This is a genomic window from Pseudarthrobacter sp. CC12, assembly GCF_039907755.1.
In the GTDB taxonomy this organism is placed as follows: Bacteria; Actinomycetota; Actinomycetes; order Actinomycetales; family Micrococcaceae; genus Arthrobacter; species Arthrobacter niigatensis.
Map to the genome: position 1 here is coordinate 19,219 of NZ_JARDJH010000011.1, position 23,896 is coordinate 43,114.

A 23,896-nucleotide genomic window follows, 5' to 3' on the forward strand; every position below is an offset into this window, starting at 1 on the left:
AGCTGGCATGACCTTTGGCCCTGCCCCAACATCCGGTTCGGGGCGAATGTTAAGGGGCCACCATCACCCCCCACTCCGGAGCCCACCATGAACGCCGTCGTCCTTTACGACACCGCCTATGGGAACACCCGCACAGTCGCCGAATCCATAGCGTCCGCGCTGGGACTGGGTGCCTCCGCCGTTCCGGTTGACGGTTTCGATCCAGCCACCCTCTGCCCGGGCGACCTGCTCGTCGTCGGGAGCCCCATCAATGGCTGGAAACCTACTGCCCGCATTGCTGAATCCTTGGCCAACCTCGCCCGCCGCGGACTGAACGGTGTCCACGCCGCCGCATTCGATACGCGGGTGAGACTGTTCATCCACGGCGACGCCGCCAAGAAAATGACCAAATCCCTGGCGGAGGCCGGTGCCACCATCGTCTCCGGGCCCATGGCCTTCTATGTCAAGGGCAGCGAAGGTCCGCTCCTGGAACGTGAGGTGGAGCGGGCCGCAGCATGGGCGGCAGACCTGGCGGCCTCGTTGCAGGGCCATGCGTAGCCGGGGCCGAAGGCGTGAACCCGCTAACGGTGGAGCGGTTCTTCGACGGCGCACTGGACCACCCACGGCCTTTAGAGTCCTAAGGCCCTGTCGTGCCGGGGCATGGACCGCGAGGCTGGTGCCATGACTGAACCAGGCCCGCAGCCGCAAAAGATCCACATCACCGAACAGCCCGTGGCAGTGGTCCGCGAGCGGGTTCCCATGGACGCGCTCACCAGTTTCTTCAGCCGGGCCTTCGGTGCGGTGATGTCCGCGGTCCAGGTGCAGGGCGCCAGTCCGGCGGGTCCGCCGTTTGCGCGCTACCACGGAATGCCGGGCGAAACGGTGGACGTCGAAGCCGGGTTTCCTGTCGCCGGGAACTTCCACGGCACCGGCGAGGTGGCCAGCGCGGTACTCCCGGACGCAGATGCCTTCGAAGCCATCCACACCGGTCCCTACGACACGCTGGCTGCCACGTATGACGCCATCCGGCAGAGCATGGAAGCGGACGGAGCCACCCCGGCGGACTCCATGTGGGAGTACTACCTGACCGATCCTGAACAGCAGCCTGATCCAGCCACCTGGCAGACCAGGGTGGTCTGGCCACTCGCCTGAAGCTTCGGCAGGCCCGTCCCGAGGAGGGCACCATGGCCAGTCACCGCCCGGGCCCCCAGCCTGGGACTGCCGTTGCCGGCGCCGGGGACCAGCACGGCTGGGCGCTCCTCTACCTCGTGGCAGGGGCGTCGTCGATCCTTTTCGTGTTCCTGTTGATCGCCGCCCTGGTGCTCGACTTCATGGCGCCTCCCCCTGTGCACGGCGGGGCCGCGACACTTGGGTTCATCGCCTCGAACAAGGCCGGCTATGTTGCGGAGCAGATCCTGTGGATCCTGCCAAATGTCTTGCCGGTGCTGGTGTTCACGGCCCTTTTCGTGGCGTTGTCGACGGTGCGGAGAAGCCTGCCCCTGATAGCGCTGATCTTTGGTGCACTGCCCTGGGCGCTGCTGCTGGCGGTACCGGTCAGCAGCCGGGGCTCCCTGAACCTGGTCTACCTCAGCGACCGCTTCATGGCTGCCGGGTCGGAGGACGAACGGCGGATTTACGCTACCGCAGCTGAAGCCATCATCGCGGAGAACAACACCCCGGCAATCGTTGGCGTGCTCTCCGCCCTCGGGATCCTGCTGATGGGCCTGGCGATGCTCAGGGCCGGACAGGCAATTTTCCCCCGCTCCCTGGCCTGGGTCGGCATCGCCACCGGGGCCCTGGGGGTGGTCAGTGAGGTCCTGCGCCACGCGGCCCCCAGCTTCTACTGGGGTTACGGAATTTTGCTGTGGATATGGTTCGTCGCCACGGGCATTGCGCTGATCCGCATGTCGCGCTCTGCTTCCCTGCGGCTCGGGCGCGCCTGACCTCCGGCGCCCCTGATCAAGGACCTTGGTCCCTAAAGCCGGTACGGGCCCTTTGAGATGGTGGTTGGGTCGGGAAGGTGCGCAACGCTGGAGTCGCGCCCTTTTGGTGGCCGTGCCGGAAGCGGGCACGGCGTGCAGTCCCATCCACGGGGCATGATTTTGAGGAGGACACGGCTTATGGCAGGTACGTTCGAACTGTTTGTCGATGATGATTCACAGATTCGGTTCCGGCTTGTGATGCCCGATGGACACGTGCTGGCGGTTTCCGGACAATTCGCCGACAAGCAGGCGGCCGCCGCTGCCATCGAGGAGGTCCGCGAGTGCGCGGGCACGGGCCTGATCCAGGACGTGGTACGCCGCGTCCCGGTGTTGTCCGCGCCTCCCCGCAGCACCCCCGCTATGCCGTGCACCGTGCGCCGCGGAGGCTCAATAACCTCGGGGCCGCCTGAGTCCGGCCGGCACGGAACCCGCATTTCGGGCAACGCATTCAGGTAGTGGGGCACGTCCAACGACGGGCCCCACTGCTTTGTCCGCGACGGCGTGCCTGCCCGCTGCGCTAGAAGCTTGAGGAACTGCCGGATCCGGAGAAGCTGCCGCCGCTGCTGCCGTATCCCGTGGTGCCACCACCACCCCTGGCTGAATTGACGCTGCTGACCCCCGTATTGAAGCCGGAGTTGAAGGTGGCCACGGAGAAGAACGTGTAGGACGGGTACACCGTGCCGAGGATGCTCGGTTCGTACGTCCGCTGCCTGCGGTGGTCCGTGCCGCCGTGGGCCGTTTCCATCTGTTCCCGCATCAGCCGTGCTTCGCGGTCTGTCCGGGCGAAGCCCTGGATCACGGTTTCGGCATGGTTCTCCAGCAGCTCCGAGAGCCGGGAACGGGCGCTGTACAGCCGGTCCAGGGCCTCCTCCGGCGTGATCCGCCGCTCGGCCAGTCCGGCCGTCCAGCGCTCAATGTCCCGCAGGCTTTCGTCACGGAAGGACCGGAGCGCCGTGGCAGTGGCCGAGTCCCCCTGCCCGTGGCGTTTGGCCAGGAGCTGCTCCAGCCCGGCGAGGTCTTTGCGGAAGGGAGCAAGCTGCCGGTCCCAGGCCGTAGGCCAGGTATCGGCACGGTTCAGCAGGGCATTGCTGTCCGAGATGACGTCGTCCAGGGCGTCCAGCTCTGCGGCACTGTCGGCGAACCGGCGGGCCAGCTTGAGGTTCTTCCTGCTGCTCAACGCCCGCTTACCCAGTGCGTGCACCTGGTTGGACAGCTCCGTCGCTGCGGCATATTTGCTGAGGAACGTCCTGTGTTTCTCAAGGACCTGGCTTCCGTAGCGGGATGATTCCGGGATGGTGCCGGCATTCAGTTCCGTAACCTCCAGGTCCATGCTGACGTTGGAGTAGCTGCGGTCCCCGCGTTCAATCTGTTTTCGGCATCCGCTCCTGGTCACGGCACGCACAATCAGCCAAGCGGCTGCACCCAGGGCCGCGGTTCCGGCGAGAACCCAGGTCGTGACCAGGAACGCCGTCGAGCGGTACCAGGGCTGGTTGATGAGCTCTGCCCCGCGGCGGATTCCGGCAACTGTGCCGTCGGTCCACTGGGCGTCGCGGGACAGTTCCTTGGACGCATCCTGGATGTCGCTGCGCTGCTCGAGGGACACTTTCCGGTCCTCGCCCATGTACGTCCCCACGTGCCGGCCCACGGGGTCAAGGGCGAAAATGAACAGTCCGTCGGCCCATTTTTGGCCGTCCGGGCTGATCCACTCCGGGTGCGTGGACCGCGCGAATTTCAGGACTTGTTCGTTGAGGTTGTCCGCCGGGGTGCCGTTGTAGGTGAAGACAGCAACACGGGTGGGCTCATAGAACTGGATGCGTTCGACGGCGGGCACCAGCGTGTTCTGGTCAAGCACCCCTGCGGTGTCCGCCACGATGACGGCCACAGGCGCCACCGCGGTGCCGGGGGCCGCGGCGCCGACCAGCAGGGCGGCGAGGGCAAGCACCACCACGGCTATCCGGCGCATGATGCTGCCCATGTTCCTCCCCACTGTTTAGAATCAGGATGAAACCAGGGAGCAGGGCCGCCAAAGGGCTAAGGTCCTGTGAAGATCGTGTTGGTCAGGAGCGCAGTGCCGTGGCGCAGGATGCAGGGTCCATTGTGGCCGGTTTTGACGGTTCGGAGGAGGCTGCGGCCGCCGTCCGCTGGGCGGCGCGCCACGCGCACGCCATCGGTTGCGCCCTGCATGTTGTGCACTGTTCGCTGTGGCCACTCCTGACCCGGCACCTCGGTCCGGTTCCCGGTGTGTCAGGCAGTGGCCTGGAACAGTCCGCCCGGTCCATCCTCGAAGACGGCGTGGCGGTTGCCACCGCGGAAGTACCCGGGCTTCAGGTCAGGAGCACGCTGCTTCACGGATTGCCGGCGCAGCTGCTGGCCGAAATATCCGCGGGCGAACGCATGCTGGTGGTGGGCAGCCGCGGCTTGGGCGGCTTCCTTGGCCTCCTGGTCGGCTCGGCGAGCCTTGAACTGGCAGCCACTGCCGCCTGCCCTGTCGCCGTGATCCGGGAGGAACACCACCCGGCCGGACCCGTCGTCGCCGCCGTCGATGACTCGGGTTCCCCTGCCGCGCTGGATGACGCGTGTGCGCTGGCAGCTGTGTGGCACGCGCCCCTCAAAGTGGTCCATGTCCGGCACCAGCCTGCGGGCTACCGGCTGCTGGAAGGACAGGACGCGGCGGCCGGCGCCCAGGCCGTCCTGGCGTCGGCCTTGAACCGTGCAGCGGCTGTGGTGCCCGCGGTCCGGGTGGAGACCGAATTGATGACGGACAGCTCGGTCCCGCACGCGCTCCTCAGAGCCGCTGAATCGGCCCGGATGATTGTTGTCGGCACGCAGGGCCGCGGAGTGCTCAGGGCAACCATCGGTTCAACGGCCCACGCAGTATTGCATCACGCCCGCGGACCCGTCCTTGTCTCACGGCGGGCCGGATGACGCAGGGTACTCCGGGTGTCGGGCCGGTTGCCTGCCGGGGCTCCGCCTAAGCTGGTCACGTGACCCCTGTTCCCTCCCCCGGGCCGCTGGACGTTGTGGTTCATTCCGGACCGGCGGACTGGTGGGTCATCCTTGCCGGTTTGGGGCCTCTCGCGGTTCTCACAGCTGCCCTGCTGGCCTTTTACATCAACTGGCGCACGCTCAAGCAGCGCACCGCTGCGGACAAGACAGCGCTCGACCAGAAACGCGAGGCTGACGCCAACGCGCTGCAGCAAAAGACCGAGGCAGACAGCCGGGCGGAGTGGTGGCGCCGGACCCAGTGGGCGCTGGACCGGGCCCTGGATCCGGATGAAGGCACCAAGGCGCTGGGGCTGGCGACGCTGGAAGTCCTGGCCAGAAGCGAATTGGCGCGCACGGAGGAACTCGAGCTGTTCGACATCGCCTGGAAGAGCGTGTCCGGCGACGAGAACGGGGACGATGCCTCGCCCGAGCCCGGTTCCGGGCAGGAGGCGGCCTTCGTGGACGACCGCCACAACTTAGGCGAGAATGGAACAACGGATGAAGACAGCAGCAAGGAGGTTGGACCATGAGTGCAACGTCGCCTGAGCACCGGTACGTCCACGCTCCGCGGAACAGCGCTGCCAAACCCGCCCAAAAGAAGACCACCCCGGCCGAGCACCGCGTCCAGGTTGCCGCCGCGCGGCTGCGCGTCACGCTGGATGAACGGCTGGGACGCGAGACGCCGGCAAAGACCAAAGCGCTGGCCAAGGAACCGATCTAGCGCGCCTTGCTGACAGTTGGGGGTCGACGACGCGTGGCGGGTTTTGGTGGTCAGCTGTCCGATGGACAGCCGCGAAGCGAGTACGGACCTGGTGACCAGTGGCCGCGGTAATCCTGAGATGTGACGCAGAGGTCCTGCGCCGCTGGAACTACCGTGCCGTCGTCGAACAAGTGGCCGGATCCGGGATATTCCTTGACCGCTGGCGCACTGACAGTCATCCCGGCGTTGATCCCGGCAGCGAGGCGTGGCTCCTCGTAGAGGGCAGCACTGAGGCTTCCAGTGGCTTGATCGGCCACGGGTTCGTGACGTCCCAGCCGTACCGAATTGCGGCCCCCACTGATCCCGGACCCGCTCACTGGTTCTTCTGGGTGGCCTGGGATTCCCTTCTTCCGCTTGGCGAGCAGGTACGGCCCGGACTCCTGGGCGAGGCACTCACCGACGACCTTGCGTCGAGGGCGGACGGACCGTCCCTGGTGACCCTGCCGCCGTCGTCCGTCCCTGTACTGCGCCGGCTTTGGCGCGCCCACGCGCCGTCCACGGCGGATCCCCTCGAGGTGGCGGGCGGAACCTTTCCTCCGGAGACCCTCCGCACCGTCCGCGTGAACCGGTACGAGCGCGACCCCGACGGGCGCCGGGCGTGCATTGCGTTCCACGGCACGCAGTGCGCCGCGTGCGGCTTCTCGTTCGAGTCCGCCTACGGCGTGGCAGGGGTGGGAGCAATCGACGTCCACCATGTAGTGCCCCCGGAGATCCTCGACGGCGCTTATCAGCTTGACCCCATTGCGGACCTTGTCCCGCTCTGCCACAACTGCCATGCCATGGCACACACCGCGACCCCGCCGCTGACCGCGGGTGAACTCCGAAGCATTATGTCCGCGGCCGGCCACCTAAAAGGTGAGGTGGTCACGGAGGTGGCCCTCCAGGCGCAGGAAGATGCGCGGCGGATCCTCGATGGCGGCCGGATGTAGGGCTGCTGGACTATCTTGGGACCATGGCGGAGCCGGGCCGGAAGGAATACGGGGTAGACCCCGAGGAATTCCGTTCTGCCCAGGTTGATGCGGCCGCCCTGCTGGATGCCGGATTGGGCGACGTCGATTGGTCTGTTCCACCACCAGGCGCCGTCCGGTTCACCATCGATGTTCCCAGTGGGAAGCTGGCCGCCATGGCCTTGGGCAAGCCGGATGATCCCAGCGTGGTGCTGGTGCCCGGCGCCACCGGGTCGAAAGAGGATTTCTCGCTGATGATGCCTGACCTCGCCGAGGCCGGCTACTACGCCCTGACGTACGATCTGGCGGGCCAGTACCAGTCGGGCGGCGCCGGCCCCGAGAACCTGGTGCCACCCCGACAGCACTACGACTACCAGCTATTTGTGGACGATTTCCTGGCAGTCCTGGAAACCACAGCTACCCCGGCCCACGTGGTGGCCTATTCCTTCGCGGGCATTATCGCCCAGCTCGCCTACGTGCAGCGGCCCGAACTGTTCCGGTCCATCACGTTCCTGGGCTGCCCGCCGGAACCCGGCCAGACCTTCCGGGGCGTGAGCCGTATTGGCCGGTTCAGCACATGGGTGAACGGGCGGGCTGGTGCAGCCCTCCTGATTTGGGGCATCCGGAGCGGCCGGGTGGCACATGTGCCGCCGGGACGGCAGCGGTTCGTCAACTACCGGTTCCGTTTCACCCGCCGCGCCTCCGTCCGCGATATCTACACCCTGATGCAGAACGTCCCGGACCTTCGGGCGGAACTGGCAGAGGCGCCGCTGCCCAAATTCGTGGCCGTGGGCGAACATGACCTGTGGCCGCTCCAGTTGCACCGGCTGTTCGCCCAGGCAATCCGGGCCCGCATCGGGGTGTACCGGGGCGGGCACAGTCCGTGCGAAACATCCCCGCACGAGTTCAGCCGCGACCTCCTGGCCCTGTACGCCAGGGACGGGGACGCTTAGCACCCAGGCAGCCCGCCGCCGTCGTGCCTGGTCAACAAGGCGCCGCAGGGCGTCGAAGTTCCGTTGCAGCCCCGACTGGTCACCCCCGGCCAGCACCCTCCCCCTGCGTGCCGTTGAACTTACGACGCCGGCAGGCACCGTAGGAGATCCACCGCACCCACTTCCAGACACCGGGCCTCCAGGGCTACGATCTTCCGGCACGCTCCAACGCCAGGGTGGGGGCCAGCGGCAGAGGGAGGACACCGACGTGGCCGGACGAGCAGGAATGAACGGTCCGCATTGGCGGCGGGTGCTGGCAACGCTTGGCAACACGGACGCGAGGATTGCGTACGCGCAGATCGTACTGGGAGCCGCTCACGCCGACCTGCTGCCCGATGTGAAGCCGCAGCGGAGGCAGCGGGCCCTGGCGGCCCTGCTTGAGTCCGGGCTCGTGGGACGTCAGGCGTCGGGTGGGTTGGTGGCGCAGGACTCCATATTCCGGGACCTGCTCGCCCAGCAGCCGCGCCGGCAGCCGCAGACTGGGCTGGACAGATTCATGCGTCTGGGGCGGATCGAGCGATACCCCGCCAATGTGGCCGAGCGGCGGGCCCTGCTGGCAAGGATCGCCAATGAGATCATCGAACCCGGCGAGAAGCTCACGGAGAGGCAAATCAATGATCGGCTGCTCAGCTATACCGACGACGTCGTCCTGCTTCGCCGCTACATGATCGACTTCGGCCTGCTGCAGCGCACGGCCACGGGCTCTTCGTATTCTTTGCCGGAATAACCAACTGCCCGCCGTGTGATGGCGTGCAGTAGCTTGGACAGCATGGGCGAGACGCCGGGCTTGAGGCCTGCAGGCAGTCGGAAGGGGGCCATCGCTTTCGGCGCGGTGGCACTCATATGTGTTGTGGCAGGCGGGTTGGTCGCGGCAGTTACCGGGCCGCTGCACCTTGAGCACGGATCGTGGGCCGCTGCCTATCTGGTGCTCGTCGGAGGAGTAGCCCAGGGAACGTTGGGCATCGCCCAGTACTTCCTGGCGGCGCAACGCTTTGTGGGGTGGAGAGTCATTGCGGAATTGGTGGCGTGGAACGGCGCGTCCGCGGCAGTCATTGGCGGGACGCTGGTTGGTAACCCGTGGGTTGTGGATGCCGGCGGAGCGCTGCTGGTTGTTTCGCTGGCATTGATGTTCCGGACTGTTCACGGGTGCAGCGCGATGTCTGGTTGGGTTCCCTGGGGATACCGGGCCCTGTTGCTGGTGATCGCCGTCAGCATACCCATCGGGCTGGTGCTGGCTCACTTTCGCGCTCCGTGAACTCTCCTGCGGCATGACAGGCCGCGCCGCCGATGGGATCTCGCCTAGAATTCTGACATGCCTACACTTGTTCACGAGTTCACCTGGCCGGATCGGGTCGTCATCGGCACCGTCGGAGCTCCTGGTGCGCGCACGTTCTACCTGCAGGTACGCGCCGGGGCGCAGCTGGTGAGCATCGCCATGGAGAAGCAGCAATCGGCCCTGCTTGCGGAGAAGATCGATGAAATACTCGATCAGCTCATCACCCTGGACGGCAACCCGTTCAGCGTTCCCACCGGCACGCCCGTCGAACTGGTTGACAACGATCCGCTGGAAGCCGTCGAGGAGCAATTCCGGACTGGCGCCATGGGCCTGGGTTGGGACCCGGCGACGGCTCAGGTGGTGATTGAGGCTTATCCCCTCACTGAAGCAGATGCTGATCCGGACGATGAAGCATTGGACCAGGACGGCGTCGAGGCCCCCGAAATGCTGTTGGTGCGGATGCCGGTGGGCACCGCCCGCGCGTTCACCAAGCGCACGCGTGAGGTTGTGGGCGCGGGCCGTCCGCTCTGTCCGCTATGTGGATACCCGATGGACCCCGAGGGGCACGTCTGCACCCCGCCAGAACTTTAATCCAGGCGGCCTGCCGGCCAAAGACTACGAGGATTCGGACTCGATGGCATGCTCGAGTTTCTGGAGGGTAGCCGGTCCGCCTGCGATTTCAATGACGCCGCCGTCTGAGCCCAGGGTGATGATCCGGAAGTCCAGCGGCACGTCCTGTTGATTGTCGTGGCGGTTCGCTTTCCGCACCGGAACGTCCACAACCCCAACTCCAGTGAGAGTCCTCCCGCGGCCACTGGGGGTCAACGTGTCGTCGACGATGGGCTGGAATTCGATCCTCTCTGCGCCGGGGACAGCGATTCCCATCCGCCAGACGCTGTTCAAGGAGCCCGGCGATGATTGCGGGAACCGCAGGAAGACAACCAAGTCGCCGTGTTCATCGAGTCTCTCCGCGGCCGTCTGGAACCGCTTCGTCATGAAGAAGACGACGCCCCCGATCATCATCGCGTAAAAGATGGCGTTGGCCGCGGCGTCGTCGAGGCTTTGCCCGGCGATAAGGCTGGCCGCCAGGATGACAGCGCAGGCTATTGCGCCAACCAGGACGGCCCGGAGCGCGGGATGCATCTCGCCCCACTTCCTCATGGCGCCATACTAGGGGCAGGATTTTCCCGCAGCTACGGCCGCATCGTTTGGAACGTCTAAGTGATGACGCGCCCACTCTTGAGCGAACCTTGCGCCCATCGTGGGTTGCCGTTCAGCAACGGGTCCTATCGTTGGGGCCAGGATCCGGCCGCTGGGGCAGGGTCTGGAGTTGGACAGGGCCGGCGGCTGGAGCATCCCGAGACCGGATGCAGCCCCCCAAACCGCCGCCGGCCCACACCGCCTTGGCTGCAGCCGCCGCAGTTCGTCCCAACACAGGCGTGACAAGGATTTGCGGCAAAAAGTCGTGCCCCGTCCACCACCCGCCCGAAATGTCAGACCCTCCCTTCATGATGAGTACATGGGAAGCGGCACGGCAGCACGGGCGTTTGAGGCGATCGAGGCTGCCTTGTCCGTGCTCCGTGGCGAGGTAGCCAGAGCCGCAAACGGACCGCTCGCACAGAGCGATCCCTTGGCCGCCGTCGCCGATGAATGCCTGGACATCCTCGCCGGAGTGGCCCGCACCGAAGCCCGTGTAGCGGCGCTGAAAGCCGCGGCTGCGGCTGCGTTCGCGGAGTCAGCGCGGTGTATGGCTCCCCCAGACATGCCGGTGCAGGCGCAGGAAATGGCCGTCGCCGCGGAGGTGGGCTGCATTCTCGCCATCGGTGACCGCGCCGCCGGTGCACTTCTGGCACAGTCTTACGCTCTCACCACCTCTCTGCCCCGGACCTTGGAAGCGCTCACGGAGGGAACCATGTCGTGGCAGCACGCCCGCGTCATGGTGGACGAAACCGCCACCCTCAGCTCGAAGGCCGCGACCGCATTGGAAGCCCACTTCCTCGACCCGGATGCGCCGAACGCCGCCCGCGGGTGCCCCGCCGGGGAGATGCCGGCGTACCGATTCCGGCACAAGGCCCGCGTCTGGCGCGAACGTCACCACCCGGAGAGCATCGAAAAACGGCATGCAAAGGGCATCGAAGACAGGTGCCTAGAGTTCTCTCCGGAGCAGGACGGCATGGCGCGATTGTCCGCGAGCCTGCCGGCCGACCAGGCCATGGCCATCTGGAACCGCTACACTGCCATCGCCCGAGGGCTCCAGGGACCCAACGAGGAACGCACACTCACCCAACTCCGGGCGGATCTATTCGCTGCCACTGCGCTTCGCGGGGGCACCGGCTGCACCGGTTGCTGCGGCCGGAACGGGGCCGGAGTGAACGAGGCCGGGGCCCCACCGAAGGGACTCGCCGATGTGCCGGTTCCCCGCGCGGAAGTGCTGGTCACCGTCCCCGTGTTTTCCCTCCTCGGAGCCACCGACGAACCCGCCATGCTTGACGGCTATGGCCCTATCCCGGCTTCCACGGCACGGGACCTCGTAGCTAATGGAGCCGCTTCGTTCTACCGGGTGCTCGTGGACCCCCGCGACGGCGCGCCGCTGGAAATCGGACGCACCAGCTACCGCCCCGGGAAGGCCATGCGAAGGTGGCTGCGCTTGCGGGACGGCAAGTGCCCCTTCCCTGGGTGCAACAACAATTCCCTGGACAACGAAGCCGATCACCTGCTCGCCTGGCACCAAGGCGGGACCACCGGCATCAGCAACCTTGGCCAACCATGTCCAAAGCACCACCGGTTGCGGCACGTCAGCAGGTGGCGTCCAACGGCTGCATCGAAGAATGAGCCGCCCGGCTGGGTTTCTCCCTCAGGACGCAAATACAGGAGCGAGCACCAGGACTGGGAACCGCCAGAGTTGCCTCCGCCACTGCAGGTGCGCGCTGGCATCCTGACTCAACCAGGCCGCGACGCAATGATGCCGGACAAAGGCACAGTGGACTACTTCCGCCTGCCAAGGTCCCACGCAGAAGAATGCCTGGCCGAGTACCTCGCGGCGCGGTGAGCGGTGGTGTTCTGTAGATTCGTCCCGGGAAGCACAATGGACCCCGCACAGAACGTGCGGGGTCCATTGAAGCCGGCTGTTACAAAACAGGCCGTGCCGCCGGCGTCCGGAGAGAGCAGCAGTGTGAGTTGCAGGTCCAGTTGGAAGAACTTTCAACACGGCACGGCCCCATCAGGCCGAGGCGATGGCTTCCACGAGGGCGATCACGTGCAGTTCAATGAAGGTTTGCGGCGCACGCAGCCGCCGGTTGAGCCGCAAGGCAGTCGCCTGTATGCCAAACGCATCTTCAGAGCGCATACTTCTTGAGGCCCTGGGGCTCAGTAGAGGTCCTCGTGCGGACCGACGTCACCGCGCCTCTGGGCGACTTTCATGGCCACGCGAACGGCTTTAACCCGAATGTAGTTGAACGTCCTCACGACGTCTCCCGGCGAAGCGTTGCTCTTCTCCAAGGACCATGCAACGAGCCCGTCATACTCCCGGCGCCCCTCTACGTCCTCAGGTGCAGAGCTCTGGGCCAGGGAAGCCATGTAGGCGTCGGCAAGGCTGTGGCAGTGCTCACCCGTGTTGGGGTTCTTTATAAAGCCAGCCTCCATAGCCGCCGCCAGTTCTCCTCTGTAGGGCTCTGAGTTCATTCCTCAGGCGCCTTCTCCGGCGCATCAGCCGTGTCCCGCTTCCGGGACTTGAACAAACCGGCGACTTTTCCGCCCGCAGCACCGGTGGCTCCAGCCAGGGCACCCCCAAGGCCTTTCACCGCGGTAAGCGCCTGCGGCTCATCCGGGATGCCGTCGCCGTCGACGTCCACGGCACGGAAGGGGCGGGACACCGCAGACGCTGCACTCGCGACCCCGGATCCTACGACAGAGGCACCGGTTGCCACCCCTTCTCCAACTGTGCTGGCCGTCCCAGTGATCCAGCTTCCCGTGGACTTCGCGGCATCTTCCAAAGCTGCAAGCGCCCGGTTGGGTTCGGACTCCTGGTCCTCGGCGTCGGACAACTCAATCTGCAAGGCAAGATGAGCCGGGAACTCTGCCGGAGCCTCGGGGAATGCTTTTCGTGCGGACTCCACGACGTCCCTGCCAAACACGAAACGGCTCACGCCGCCTGTCAGCGCACCCACGCCATATTCGATCGCCGTCTGATGTTTCCCGTTCAAGGTTTCCCGCACGGTGTCCAGTTGGCCCGTTTGGATGGTCCGGACGAGGCTTTGGGCGGCCCCGCTGGGCAACGTATCCGCCAGGGTCGTTGCCCAGTGGGACCAGTCGCCGCTGGCGGCCGCGAATTTTTGGCCAACGCCCACCACGCCGTCGGGAGAAGTCTCCGCCACGTCCTTGGCCATGGTGGCTATTTGTTCCTGGCTCACCCGGTCGTTGGTTAGCCCGTAGACCAAAGCATGGGCCTGGTCCTGGTCCAGGGCCTTCCCGTGGATGTCGGCCAGGGCAAGCCCAAAAATTGCCGTTAGCTCGAACTGGAGCTGCTGATCCCCTGCCGGGAGCAGTGCCGCGATCCGGTTGGCGCCGCTTTTCGCCGCGCCCATGGCCATGTTCTTCGCGGCCACCTTAGCCGCTTCCTTGGCGGTTACCTGCACCGTCTTCTTAGCGGCCTGTTTCCCAGCCGTCTTCAGACCGGTTGCCGCGACGCTGCCACCCGGGATAAACGAGATTCCCACTTCAGCCGCGATCGACCCCGCAGTGATAGCAGCCCCTGCGGCTGTGATCGACGTGCTGTAGTGACGTTCGAGCAACCTGATCACTTCCGCGGGTGTCGCGTCTGGACGCCGGCGACGAATTCGCATGACGTACTTGCGTGCGATTGAGTGACGCGCACTGACCGCCTTCGCGATGTCTGCGTTGGCGTCTTCATCATCCAACTGGGTCTCCAGCGTGACAGCTTCGCTTTCGGTCATTTACGTTTACGTTGTCCCCCTCTAAACCACAGGCTCAACCCTGAGCCTTTCTATAAACGCTGCAATTCGGTTCGCGGGCAGAGGAGCCCAGGGCTCCCCCGCCGCGCCGTCATCAGTGTCCCGCATGACGCGGCAGGATCTTGCTCGCCACGCTGCGCGGACCTCCGCCGGTCAGATCGCACGGGCGGAAGTGAGCTTATCCCGGAATTTGGATCCGTGCGGCCTCCTGCAGCAACGGATCGGAAATCATGACGGTGGCGGTTCCCGGCGCAATATCGAAGGCAACGTTGCCCCGCGCCTTGTCGCCAGGCAGAACCTCGCCTGAGCCCAGCTGGTTATCGGCGAACATGCTCATGTCTGCCTTACGCCCGTTGGCATCCTTTGCCGAGAAGTAGAGCGGGTTGGAGCTCGTCTTGCCGGATTCCGTTTCCCAGAGCACATCCAGGAGCAGGTAGGTGCCGTTCTTGGGCGGTGTAGCGAACGCACCGGTGGTGACAGAGTCGGTGCGTACGGCGGACACGACAGTGATCCTGGCGACGTTGCCGTTGCGCATCTTCACGGAAAACGGGACGCCGACAGTAGGTGCCGCGGGAGCAGCCGGAGCGGACGACGGCGGGGCTGCCGCCGCCGGGGCGGCAGGCGCAGCGGCAACCGGCACGGATGCTTCGGCAGACGCTGAAGTGGAGGCGATCGGGCTGGACTCCGCCGCCGGATTGCTGCCGCCAGAGCAGGAACCCAGGAGAATGCCCACCAAAAGCACACCTGCAGGGACAACGAAGCGCTTCTTGTTGTAGAACGGGCGCTTGGCGGGTGCCGGAACTGCCGGCTGGGTCGGAAATGCAAAGTTCTGGTCAGTCATGGTGATGCCTTTCGAGAGCGTGCGCGGTGATGCTGCGGTTGTTACTGCTTTTCCCATTTGCCACAGCGGGTTGAGTTGAAATCCTGGCCCGGGGACAGGGTGACGACTGGCCGTCCGCCGCCGGGGATGTCGTTTTCGATGATCTTGCTGCCGTTGGTGCCGGACTGGTAGATGCCCCAGTAGCAGGTGGATCCGACGGCGGCCGCGGCGCGGTACGTTCCGGGTTCGATGTCGGAGCCCACGGTCCAGGTGCCGTCGCCAACGGTGTTGGCGGCCTTGGTCTTCTCGGCGCCGGTTACGGCGTCCTCGCGTTTCTTGACGGCGGCCTCGGCAGCCTTCACGGCAGCATCGGCTTTGGACACTTCGGCTTCACGGGCCGCGACGGTGGACTCACGTCCGGTGATGCCGCTCTGCAGGGTGTCGTACTTACCCTTAAGGGAGGCGTAGCTGGAAAGCGCTGCGTCGCGCTCAGTTTCAACGGTGGACTTTTCGCCCGCGAGGGACTTGTATGCCGGGCTCGCAGTCGGGTCCGGCAGCACCGTTCCGACAGCAACGCCGCAGGCAACAAGTACGACGGCGGCGCCCGCCACAAGGACGCGCTTCTTCCGTCGGGGCTTCGCTGCCGGAGCAGCCTGGCGGCTTGCGGGATCCGTAAAGACTTCCTCAATGGACGTCTCTGGCGACCCGGAAACCGGGCCGGGGTGATCGGTGCTCATGTCTCTTCCTTCGTTCGTGGATGACCGCTAAACGGCGGCGGGATCCTGCTCCCCCAATGTGCGGTTTCCCGCCGCCGCCGCAGCTCCGGAAGATTCCTTCGTGGCTGCAGATCGAACGTATGTCCCTCCCACAAAACCTCTTAGAGAAGATGCTGATAACCCCCCTTATCAGTCGAGAAGGAGTGTTGTCTGGGGACGCCGTTAGGCTGATGGAACAATCACGACTGATGGGGGCTCTAAATGGAAGCAACCGGCACGGCATTGCGCATGACGCTGTCCGACGTCGCCGCCCTGGCACGAGTGCAGCGCCCGGTTGTCTCCATGTGGCGCAAGCGAAGCAGCGGGGGCGCACTGCCGTTTCCCGGGGCCGCGGAACAAGTCAACGGCGCCGAACTGTTCGACGCCGGCGAAATCACCGCGTGGCTCCACGCCACCGGGCGCGGAAACAACCCCGAGGCGAGGAACGACGTCGCCGTTTTTGCCCGCCTGGCCGACCCCGTATCGGCAGCGGCCCGGGACGGGCGGCAGACGTTTGATGGCCTCACCTCGCTGCTCACGCTCAAGGTCATCAGCGGACAGAGCCTTGGCCACATGAGTGCAGCCCAGATTCTGGACGCCGCCGACGAATCGGACCCCGACGACGTCTTCCTCTATTCCGAGCTCAAGGCGCTTGGCTCAGCCCTTCCGGGTCTGGCCAGTTTCGCGGACAGACTGGCGGACAGCGCGTTCAGTGCCCCCGCAGCTTTCGAAAAACTGCTGGCACACCGGTTCAAGGAAGGCCTCCGCGACCAGTCGGACACCGCACTCACGGACGCCGCCCTCAAGCTCGTCGGCGCAGCAGCCACGGAACTCGCAGCCACGCTGGACGGCAGACCCGTCTACGTGGACTCGACCCCGGGCGGGAGCGACGTCATGCTTAGCATTGCGCAGCAGAGCGGGGAAACAACGCCGGTCACCTTCCTGGCAGCTGACCACGACGGCGGGGCGTCGCGGCTTGCCCGCAGGCGCCTGGCAGTGCATGGCACAGACAACGCGCCGGTGAAGCTCGACTCCAACGGCGCGTTCGCGGTCAGCGGTCCCGCGGTGCACGTGGCGCAGTATCCTGTACCGGGAAGTCCTGCGGTGGATACGGCAGGCGTCCTGCTCGGCATTGAGAACATCGTGCTGCAGATGGACGACTCCCAACGGGCCGTCATCATTGCTCCCGCCCGGGTACTCTGTGACGCACTGACCGGGGAGGCAGGGAAACTCCGCTCCGGTCTGCTGCGCTCGGGCCGCGTTCGGGCCATCGTCCGGCTGCAGCCGGGACTGTTGCGAGCCAAGCCCAGGGAACCGCAGGCGCTGTGGGTCCTGGGGCCGTCGTTTGCCAACGTTCCCATCGCGGACCGCTGGACCATGGTCGCCGATCTGACCACCACCGCGCTGACCCTCGATGTGAGCCAAGACCTGATCAGCGACATTGTCGCCTCCATGGGTGACAGGGCCACCATCCGCGCCCACTCCTTCCGGTTTGCGCGGCTAGTGCAGACCCGCGTCCTGCTGGCCAGGCGCGGGGCACTGGTGAGTGTCCCACCGGCCAGGAGTTCGACGGCGGCGCGCGGCATCGAGACGGCGCTTCGGATCGAGGAACTCGTCAGGGTCCTCTCCGCCGGAGCGGCCGAGCCGCCTGCACTGCCGACGGTCCAGCCCGCGGCGGTCGACGGTCCGCTCCTGCCCGCAACGGTCCAAGAGCTTATCAATACCGGCAACCTCAGCTACGTGAAGGGTGTCCGCCTTGAGGAGGCCGACCTCAACGGCCGGGCCGGGAGCAGGATCGTTGGCCGCGAGGAACTGATGGATCCGCACAACTCAAAGCCGCGGTACATCACCCTGCTGGACTTCGCCGCCAAGTACCCCACCGGGCGCCTGACCGAACCGGGAGATGTTGTCTTCTGTACCAGCCCGCGTCCCGCCGCGATGGTCGACGCGGAGGGAGGCGCCGTCGTCGTCTTCCCTGCCCGGGTCCTGCGGATAGACCGCGGTGACCCCGGCGGCCTGGTGCCGGACGTCGTGGCTGGGGACATCAACTCACGGCCGCCAGCCGACAAGACCTGGCGGAACTGGCAGCTGCGCCGGACCCAGGACCGCCAGCGACAGCCGCTCGCGACAGCGCTGGAAACGCTGCAACACGAGCAGGCCCGGGCCCGGGAACGACTCAAACAGCTTGAAGAACTCGCTACCCTGATTACGGACGGCGTAGCGGGCGGAAGCCTCACCCTGACAGACCCTACTACCCACGCCGTGCCAGAAGAAGGAACTGCATAATGCCCCCGAAAGTGAAGACGGACCTTGCCCCGTCCACCATGAAGGAACTCAAGGACACGCTCTGGAAGGCGGCGGACAAGCTCCGCGGCTCGATGGATGCCTCACAGTACAAGGACGTGATCCTGGGGCTGGTGTTCCTGAAGTACGTGTCGGACGCGTTCGAGGAACGTCGCGAACAAATCCAGGCCGAGCTGGAAGCCGAAGGGCTCAACGAGGAGCAGATCGCCCAGCTGATCGACGACGTGGACGAGTACACCGGCCGCGGCGTGTTCTGGGTGGCACCCCGGGCGCGGTGGACCTACCTGGCGGAGAACGCAAAGGGCCTGGACTCAGTGGACGGCGCCGCGCCGAAGTCCATCGGGCTCCTGATCGATGAGGCAATGGAGCTCATCATGGCCGACAACAAGAGCCTCGCCGCCACCCTTCCCAAGATCTACAACCGGGACAACGTGGACCAGCGCCGCCTGGGCGAGCTGCTGGACCTATTCAACTCGGCGCGGTTCACCGGCCAGGGCGCCAGCAAGGCCCGCGACCTGCTGGGCGAGGTGTACGAGTACTTCCTGGAAAAGTTCGCCAAAGCCGAGGGCAAGCGCGGCGGCGAGTTCTACACGCCTGCCGGCGTGGTCCGGGTTTTGGTGGAGGTGCTCGAGCCGCACCGCGGGCGCGTTTACGACCCCTGCTGCGGTTCCGGCGGCATGTTCGTCCAGGCGGAGAAGTTCCTGGCCGCACACCACCTGGAGGGCTCGGACATCTCGGTCTACGGCCAGGAACTCAACGAGCGCACCTGGCGGATGGCCAAGATGAACCTGGCCATCCACGGCCTGAACGCCAACCTCGCCTCGCGCTGGGGCGACACGTTCGCCCGCGATCAGCACCCGGAGCTGACCGGGACCAACGGCGCAGACTTCATCATGGCCAACCCGCCGTTCAACATCAAGGACTGGGCCCGCTCCGAGTCGGACCCGCGCTGGAAGTACGGCGTCCCGCCGGCCAGCAACGCCAACTACGCCTGGATCCAGCACATCATCTCCAAGCTGGCCCCCGGCGGCAGCGCCGGTGTGGTCATGGCCAACGGCTCCATGTCCTCCAACTCCGGCGGCGAGGGTGAGATCCGCGCCCAGCTGGTGGAGGCCGACCTCGTCTCCTGCATGGTGGCCCTGCCTACCCAGCTGTTCCGCAGCACCGGCATCCCGGTGTGCACCTGGTTCTTCGCCAAGGACAAGGCCGCCGGCCCGCGGGGCTCGGTCGACCGGACCGGGCAGGTACTTTTCATCGATGCACGGAACCTGGGCTACATGGTGGACCGCGCCGAGCGTGCACTGTCCGACGAGGACATCGCCAAGATCGCCAACACCTACCACGCCTGGCGCGGCACCGCCTCTGCGGTTGAGGCCGGGCTGACGTACGACGACGAGGCCGGCTTCTGCTATTCCGCTACCCTCGCGGAGGTCAAGACAGCGGACTACGCGCTGACGCCGGGCCGTTATGTAGGGGCAGCTGATGTGGAGGACGACGGCGAGCCCATCGAGGAGAAGATCACCAGGTTGTCGAAGGAACTGTTTGAGCAGTTCGACGAGTCCGAACGGCTGGCTGCTGCTGTGCGCGAGCAACTGGGGCGAGTCCTGTGAGTGGCATGATCGAGCGTTCGTTCACTGACCTGCTTGAAGCGATCGTCGACAACCGCGGGCGAACATGCCCGACTGCTGACAGTGGGCTGCCATTGATTGCAACGAACTGCATCAAGGGTGACCATCTGTACCCAGTCTTCGAAAACGTACGCTTCGTAGATGAGGAAACAGTCAAGACATGGTTTCGAGGACATCCGCGGCCGGATGACATCATCTTTGTCTGTAAAGGATCACCCGGGAGGGTCGCAATAGTTCCCGACCCCGTCCCTTTTTGCATTGCCCAGGACATGGTCGCGCTACGGGCGGACCAACGACTGGTGCAAGCGCGATATTTGTACTATGCCCTCAAGTCACCGGCGGTGCAGGCAAAGATCAACAACATGCATGTGGGCTCCATGATCCCCCATTTCAAGAAGGGCGACTTCGGCAAACTCAGATTTACTATCCATGAAAACGTGGATGAGCAACGAGCGATTGCGGAGGTGCTTGGCGCCCTCGACGACAAGATCGCCGCCAACACGAAGCTAGCGTCTGCATCTATAGAGCTGGCCGAGAACCTCTTCCTTCGAGAAGCTCTTCAGACGGAACGCTACATGCAGGCCTTGGGCGAGGTAGCTACCACAGTCCTCGGCGGAACTCCCAGCCGAGATAACGAGAGTTTTTGGACGGGGGGCACGGTGCCTTGGTTGAACTCGGGTAAGGCAAATGAAGACCGGATTACCCAACCTTCCGCCTACATCACCGAAGAGGCCCTGCGGCGGAGTGCAGCAAAAATGATGCCGGAAGGAACTACTGTTATTGCGATCACGGGCGCCACACTAGGGCAGGTCTCCCGACTGGAAATCGCGGCCTCCGGGAATCAGTCCCTCGTCGGTATCTGGTCGGAGGACAGGGCACTGAATGATTGGCTCTACTTCGCCATTCGGAAGCAGATTCCTGAGCTACTCAAGAAAGCTACTGGTGCGGCGCAACAGCATGTGAACAAACGAGATGTTGACTCGCTGATGGTACCCGTTGCCGGGTCCAAGGAGTTGGCCGGCTTTTCGACAGCGGTCACCCCCTTACTGGAAGTGGCCGCTTCCGCTGACATCCAGAATATTGGCCTCTCCGCTACCCGGGAGGCCCTCCTGCCGCAACTTATGTCGGGCAAGCTCCGAGTCAAGGACGCAGCGAAGGTCCTGGAGAACGCCAGCGTGTAGTTGAGGCGGGCACCTGGGGGTGGTTCCCCCAAAGCCTCAGTAAGCTGAACAACAAATCGATTGTGGGGGAATTACCGTGACAGCACCAGCAGTAACCTTTTCTGAAGCCGACTGGGAGGGCGTCGCGAAGGAACGGCTCGGCGAGCTGGACTGGAAGCCGCTGGAAGGCCAGGCCATCGCTCCGGGCAGCGGGGAACGCGAGTCCTGGTCCGAGCTCTTGATCCGGCCCCGGCTCCTCGCCGCCCTCCAACGCCTAAACCCGGCCGTCCCCGCGCAGTACTTGCAGCAGGCTTTGGCGGAAATAGCCTCGCCCAAGTCGAACGATGCGATGGCCGAGAACCACCGCATTCACAACGGCCTGGTCGACGGCTACCGCCTCACGTACATCGACTCCGATGGCAACGAAGCTAACCCGACCATCCGGTTGCTCAGCCAGTCACCCGACCAGAACGACTGGCTCGCCGTCAACCAAGTCACCCTGGTGCAGGGCGACTACAAACGGCGCTTCGACATTGTCCTGTACTGCAACGGCATGCCCGTCAGCATCATCGAACTCAAGAAAGCCGGCAACGCCCACGCCGACCTCCCCGGCGCCCACGCCCAGCTCCAGACCTACCTTCGCGAATTCCCCACGGCGTTCCGCTTCTGCGTCTTAACGCTGGCCACCGACGGAATCCAGGCCAAATACGGGACGCCATTCACCCCCTTCAACCACTTCTCACCTTGGAACGTAGACGACGACGGCGTCCCCGTCCCCCAGGGCTACATGCTCGACGGCGATGCGGTCACCGCCCTGGACACGGCACTGGATGGCCTCTACAACCAGGAACGTTTCCTCCAGCTCGTCCGCAACTTCACCGCCTTCGACCAGGGCTCCGGCGGCTTGGCCAAGCGCATCGCCAAGCCGCACCAGTACTACGCGGTGACCAAAGCGGTGGCCAGCACCATCCAGGCAGTCGAAAGCAACGGCAAGGCCGGTGTTGTCTGGCACACCCAGGGTTCGGGGAAGTCCATGGAGATGGAACTGTACGCAAATATGGTGGCCCGCCAGCCGAAGCTGAAGAACCCCACCGTCGTGGTCATCACCGACAGGAACGAACTGGACGGCCAGCTGTTCGAAAGCTTCGACCGCAGCCTGCTCCTCGCGGAGTCGCCCAAGCAGATCAAGAAGCGGTCCGAGCTGCGCGATGAGCTCAGCAACCGGACAACGGGCGGGATCTACTTCACCACCCTGCAGAAGTTCGGCCGCAGCAAGTCCGAAAAGGAAGCCGGCGCCGACCACCCGCTGCTGTCCAACCGTCGCAACATCATCGTCGTAGTCGATGAGGCGCACCGCTCTCACTACGACGATCTGGACGGGTATGCCAGGCACCTGCGCGACGCACTCCCCCACGCCACGCTCATCGCCTTCACGGGAACGCCGATCTCCTTTGACGACCGAAACACCCAGGAAGTCTTCGGCGATTACATCGACATCTACGACCTCTCGCGGGCCGTGGAGGACGGCGCAACCGTACCCGTGTACTTCGAGCCGCGTCTGATCAAGGTGGGACTCTCCGAAGGCGTCACGGAAGAGGATCTCGACAAGTCAGCGGATGAACTGACGCTGGGGCTCGACGATACGGAACGTGCGCGCATCGAGGCGAGTGTCGCCGTCGTCAATGCTGTGTACGGTGCACCGCAACGTATCGCTGCCCTAGCTGAGGACGTGGTGGCGCACTGGGAAAACCGACGGGAACGGATGCTCAAATTCATTGAGGCGCCAGGCAAGGCGATGATCGTCGGCGGCACGCGGGAGATCTGCGCGAACCTCTACTCGGCTATCGTGGCGCTGAGACCGGAGTGGCATTCGGACGACCTGTCCAAGGGCATGATCAAGGTGGTCTACTCGGGCGACGCGACGGACGTGCCGCCGGTATCCAAGCATGTGCGCCGCGATTCGTTGAACGCCCAGGTGAAGGAGCGACTCAAGGACGTCAACGACGAGCTGGAGCTCGTGATCGTCAAGGACATGATGCTCACAGGCTATGACTCTCCCCCGCTGCACACCCTGTACTTGGATCGGCCGCTCAAAGGCGCTCTGCTGATGCAGACGCTGGCCCGTGTCAACCGCACGTTCCGTGGCAAGGAAGACGGCTTGCTGGTGGCGTACGCGCCCCTGGCTGAGAACCTGTCCAAGGCGCTGAGTGAGTACACGCAGTCTGACCAGGCGAACAAGCCGGTGGGCAAGAGCATCGACGAGGCTGTGGGCCTGACAGTTTCCCTGGTGGAGGCTCTGCGCTCCTTGTTGGCGGGCCATGACTGGAAGTCGGTGCTGATGAAGGGTGGGCCTAAGGCCTTCCTGAACGCAATAACCGGAGCTGTTAGTTATCTTCGGAATCCTGCTACGCCTGGAAATCAGCCCTCCGATGGTGAAGAGTCACTCGCCGCGAAGTACCGCAAGTTCTCCGGCCAGCTGTCCCGTGCATGGGCGCTGTGCTCCGGCTCGGACACTCTGGCCGAGCTGCGTCCCGAGATCCAGGTGTACGAGGAAATCCGAGTCTGGATGGCGAAGTACGACGCCGCCGACCGGCAGGCCAGCGGCGAACCAGTGCCAGAGGAGATCCAGCGGCTCCTGGGGAACCTGATTGCTTCCGCCACCTCCTCGGGTGAAGTGCTGGACATATACGACGCCGCCGGCATGCCCAAGCCGTCGCTGGATGACCTGACGCCGGAGTTCATTGCGAAGACGCAAAAAGCTCGGAACCCTCAGCTGGCCATCGAGGCGCTGCGGAAACTGATTGCCGACGAATCTGCCTCTTCCACGCGGAACAACGTGATCCGGCAGCGGGCTTTCTCGGAACGAATCACCGAACTGATGAAGAAGTACACGAACCAGCAACTGACATCGGCCGAGGTTATTGCCGAGCTGGTGGAGCTGGCGCGCGAAGTGGCTGCCGAAGGTAAGCGCGGTGAGCAGTTCACGCCCCCATTGAACTCGGACGAACTGGCGTTCTATGACGCAGTGGCGCAGAACGAATCGGCGGTGGAGGTCCAGGGCGAAGGCGTTCTGGCTGACATTGCCCGGGAGCTCGTATCGGTGATGCGGCGCGACGTGCGGACGGACTGGACAGTGCGCGACGACGTCCGTGCGAAGCTTCGCTCCTCCATCAAGCGGCTCCTTGTGCGATTTGGATACCCGCCGGATAAGCAGCCCGAGGCTATCAAGCTGGTTATGGAGCAGATGGAGTCGATGGCTCCGCGCTTCGCTGACGCTCGCCTCTAGCATCAAGAACTTCTGCCAACGGGCAGCAAGCAACAAATTACGAAAATGGGGA

The 23,896-nt window shown here is 64.9% G+C and carries 24 protein-coding genes; 17 read left to right on the top strand and 7 right to left on the bottom strand.

The window, feature by feature from the left end:
* Positions 1–87 precede the first annotated feature (87 nt).
* The 4 genes from PV772_RS10140 to PV772_RS10155 all read left to right on the top strand — a co-directional run bounded on the left by PV772_RS10140 (position 88) and on the right by PV772_RS10155 (position 2,417).
* The gene (locus PV772_RS10140) at positions 88–537 is read left to right on the top strand and encodes a flavodoxin family protein (RefSeq protein WP_307356330.1); all 450 of its coding nucleotides are present in this window, start codon (positions 88–90) and stop codon (positions 535–537) included.
* Between the two features lie 123 nt (positions 538–660).
* The gene (locus PV772_RS10145; protein ID WP_347886060.1) at positions 661–1,131 is read left to right on the top strand and encodes a GyrI-like domain-containing protein; all 471 of its coding nucleotides are present in this window, start codon (positions 661–663) and stop codon (positions 1,129–1,131) included.
* Positions 1,132–1,163: 32 nt separating this feature from the next.
* A complete protein-coding gene (locus PV772_RS10150; protein ID WP_347886061.1) occupies positions 1,164–1,922 on the top strand; it encodes a DUF4386 family protein in 759 nt (252 codons plus the stop codon).
* 177 nt (positions 1,923–2,099) lie between these two features.
* A complete protein-coding gene (locus PV772_RS10155) occupies positions 2,100–2,417 on the top strand; it encodes a DUF1508 domain-containing protein (RefSeq protein ID WP_347886062.1) in 318 nt (105 codons plus the stop codon).
* Positions 2,418–2,478: 61 nt separating this feature from the next.
* Here the strand turns inward: PV772_RS10155 and PV772_RS10160 are convergent, their stop codons facing one another.
* A complete protein-coding gene (locus tag PV772_RS10160) occupies positions 2,479–3,936 on the bottom strand; it encodes a DUF5129 domain-containing protein (protein WP_141160274.1) in 1,458 nt (485 codons plus the stop codon).
* A 98-nt stretch (positions 3,937–4,034) separates the two neighbouring features.
* Here PV772_RS10160 and PV772_RS10165 point away from each other — a divergent pair, with 98 nt between their 5' ends.
* The 8 genes from PV772_RS10165 (at position 4,035) to PV772_RS10200 (ending at position 9,512) form a co-directional block, all read left to right on the top strand.
* Complete coding sequence (locus tag PV772_RS10165; protein ID WP_246839672.1) at positions 4,035–4,886, top strand: universal stress protein; 852 nt, start codon at positions 4,035–4,037, stop codon at positions 4,884–4,886.
* A 59-nt stretch (positions 4,887–4,945) separates the two neighbouring features.
* Positions 4,946–5,476, top strand: coding sequence for a hypothetical protein (locus tag PV772_RS10170; RefSeq protein ID WP_141160272.1), 531 nt, complete (start codon positions 4,946–4,948; stop codon positions 5,474–5,476).
* Complete coding sequence (locus tag PV772_RS10175) at positions 5,473–5,667, top strand: hypothetical protein (protein ID WP_141160271.1); 195 nt, start codon at positions 5,473–5,475, stop codon at positions 5,665–5,667. The genes PV772_RS10170 and PV772_RS10175 overlap by 4 nt, the downstream gene beginning before the upstream one ends.
* A 98-nt stretch (positions 5,668–5,765) precedes the next feature.
* Positions 5,766–6,635, top strand: a complete 870-nt coding sequence (locus PV772_RS10180) for an HNH endonuclease (RefSeq protein WP_141160270.1) — start codon at positions 5,766–5,768, stop codon at positions 6,633–6,635.
* 23 nt (positions 6,636–6,658) lie between these two features.
* On the top strand, positions 6,659–7,606 hold the full coding sequence (locus PV772_RS10185; protein ID WP_347886063.1) for an alpha/beta hydrolase: 948 nt from the start codon (positions 6,659–6,661) through the stop codon (positions 7,604–7,606).
* 247 nt (positions 7,607–7,853) lie between these two features.
* The gene (locus tag PV772_RS10190; protein WP_347886064.1) at positions 7,854–8,372 is read left to right on the top strand and encodes a DUF2087 domain-containing protein; all 519 of its coding nucleotides are present in this window, start codon (positions 7,854–7,856) and stop codon (positions 8,370–8,372) included.
* A 42-nt stretch (positions 8,373–8,414) separates the two neighbouring features.
* The gene (locus PV772_RS10195) at positions 8,415–8,900 is read left to right on the top strand and encodes a hypothetical protein (RefSeq protein WP_347886065.1); all 486 of its coding nucleotides are present in this window, start codon (positions 8,415–8,417) and stop codon (positions 8,898–8,900) included.
* A gap of 57 nt (positions 8,901–8,957) precedes the next feature.
* Positions 8,958–9,512, top strand: a complete 555-nt coding sequence (locus PV772_RS10200; protein WP_141160267.1) for a DUF3090 domain-containing protein — start codon at positions 8,958–8,960, stop codon at positions 9,510–9,512.
* Between the two features lie 24 nt (positions 9,513–9,536).
* On the opposite strand, the gene PV772_RS10205 is transcribed toward PV772_RS10200, so the two are convergent.
* Entirely contained in the window at positions 9,537–10,082 is a 546-nt protein-coding gene (locus PV772_RS10205) for a hypothetical protein (protein ID WP_347886066.1), read from the bottom strand.
* Between the two features lie 358 nt (positions 10,083–10,440).
* On the opposite strand from PV772_RS10205, the gene PV772_RS10210 reads away from it, so the two are divergent.
* Positions 10,441–11,970, top strand: a complete 1,530-nt coding sequence (locus PV772_RS10210; protein WP_347886067.1) for a DUF222 domain-containing protein — start codon at positions 10,441–10,443, stop codon at positions 11,968–11,970.
* 171 nt (positions 11,971–12,141) lie between these two features.
* Here PV772_RS10210 and PV772_RS10215 read toward each other — a convergent pair whose 3' ends face one another.
* The 5 genes from PV772_RS10215 to PV772_RS10235 form a co-directional block, all read right to left on the bottom strand.
* Complete coding sequence (locus PV772_RS10215) at positions 12,142–12,267, bottom strand: hypothetical protein (RefSeq protein ID WP_347886068.1); 126 nt, start codon at positions 12,265–12,267, stop codon at positions 12,142–12,144.
* A gap of 20 nt (positions 12,268–12,287) precedes the next feature.
* The gene (locus PV772_RS10220) at positions 12,288–12,602 is read right to left on the bottom strand and encodes a hypothetical protein (RefSeq protein ID WP_141160264.1); all 315 of its coding nucleotides are present in this window, start codon (positions 12,600–12,602) and stop codon (positions 12,288–12,290) included.
* Positions 12,599–13,873: a hypothetical protein gene (locus PV772_RS10225; RefSeq protein ID WP_347886069.1), complete on the bottom strand. Its 1,275-nt coding sequence runs from the start codon at positions 13,871–13,873 to the stop codon at positions 12,599–12,601. Before PV772_RS10225 ends, PV772_RS10220 begins: the two co-directional genes overlap by 4 nt.
* Before the next feature lie 196 nt (positions 13,874–14,069).
* A complete protein-coding gene (locus PV772_RS10230; RefSeq protein WP_141160262.1) occupies positions 14,070–14,732 on the bottom strand; it encodes a DUF4352 domain-containing protein in 663 nt (220 codons plus the stop codon).
* Positions 14,733–14,773: 41 nt separating this feature from the next.
* The gene (locus PV772_RS10235; RefSeq protein ID WP_347886070.1) at positions 14,774–15,448 is read right to left on the bottom strand and encodes a hypothetical protein; all 675 of its coding nucleotides are present in this window, start codon (positions 15,446–15,448) and stop codon (positions 14,774–14,776) included.
* A gap of 240 nt (positions 15,449–15,688) precedes the next feature.
* On the opposite strand from PV772_RS10235, the gene PV772_RS10240 reads away from it, so the two are divergent.
* The 4 genes from PV772_RS10240 (at position 15,689) to PV772_RS10255 (ending at position 23,844) form a co-directional block, all read left to right on the top strand.
* Entirely contained in the window at positions 15,689–17,752 is a 2,064-nt protein-coding gene (locus PV772_RS10240) for a hypothetical protein (protein ID WP_347886071.1), read from the top strand.
* Positions 17,752–19,380 carry a class I SAM-dependent DNA methyltransferase gene (locus PV772_RS10245; protein ID WP_347886072.1) on the top strand — a complete coding sequence of 543 codons (1,629 nt, stop codon included), beginning with the start codon at positions 17,752–17,754 and terminating at the stop codon, positions 19,378–19,380. The genes PV772_RS10240 and PV772_RS10245 overlap by 1 nt, the downstream gene beginning before the upstream one ends.
* A 5-nt stretch (positions 19,381–19,385) precedes the next feature.
* Positions 19,386–20,579: a restriction endonuclease subunit S gene (locus PV772_RS10250; RefSeq protein ID WP_347886073.1), complete on the top strand. Its 1,194-nt coding sequence runs from the start codon at positions 19,386–19,388 to the stop codon at positions 20,577–20,579.
* 76 nt (positions 20,580–20,655) lie between these two features.
* Positions 20,656–23,844 carry a type I restriction endonuclease subunit R gene (locus PV772_RS10255; protein ID WP_347886074.1) on the top strand — a complete coding sequence of 1,063 codons (3,189 nt, stop codon included), beginning with the start codon at positions 20,656–20,658 and terminating at the stop codon, positions 23,842–23,844.
* Positions 23,845–23,896: the final 52 nt, after the last annotated feature.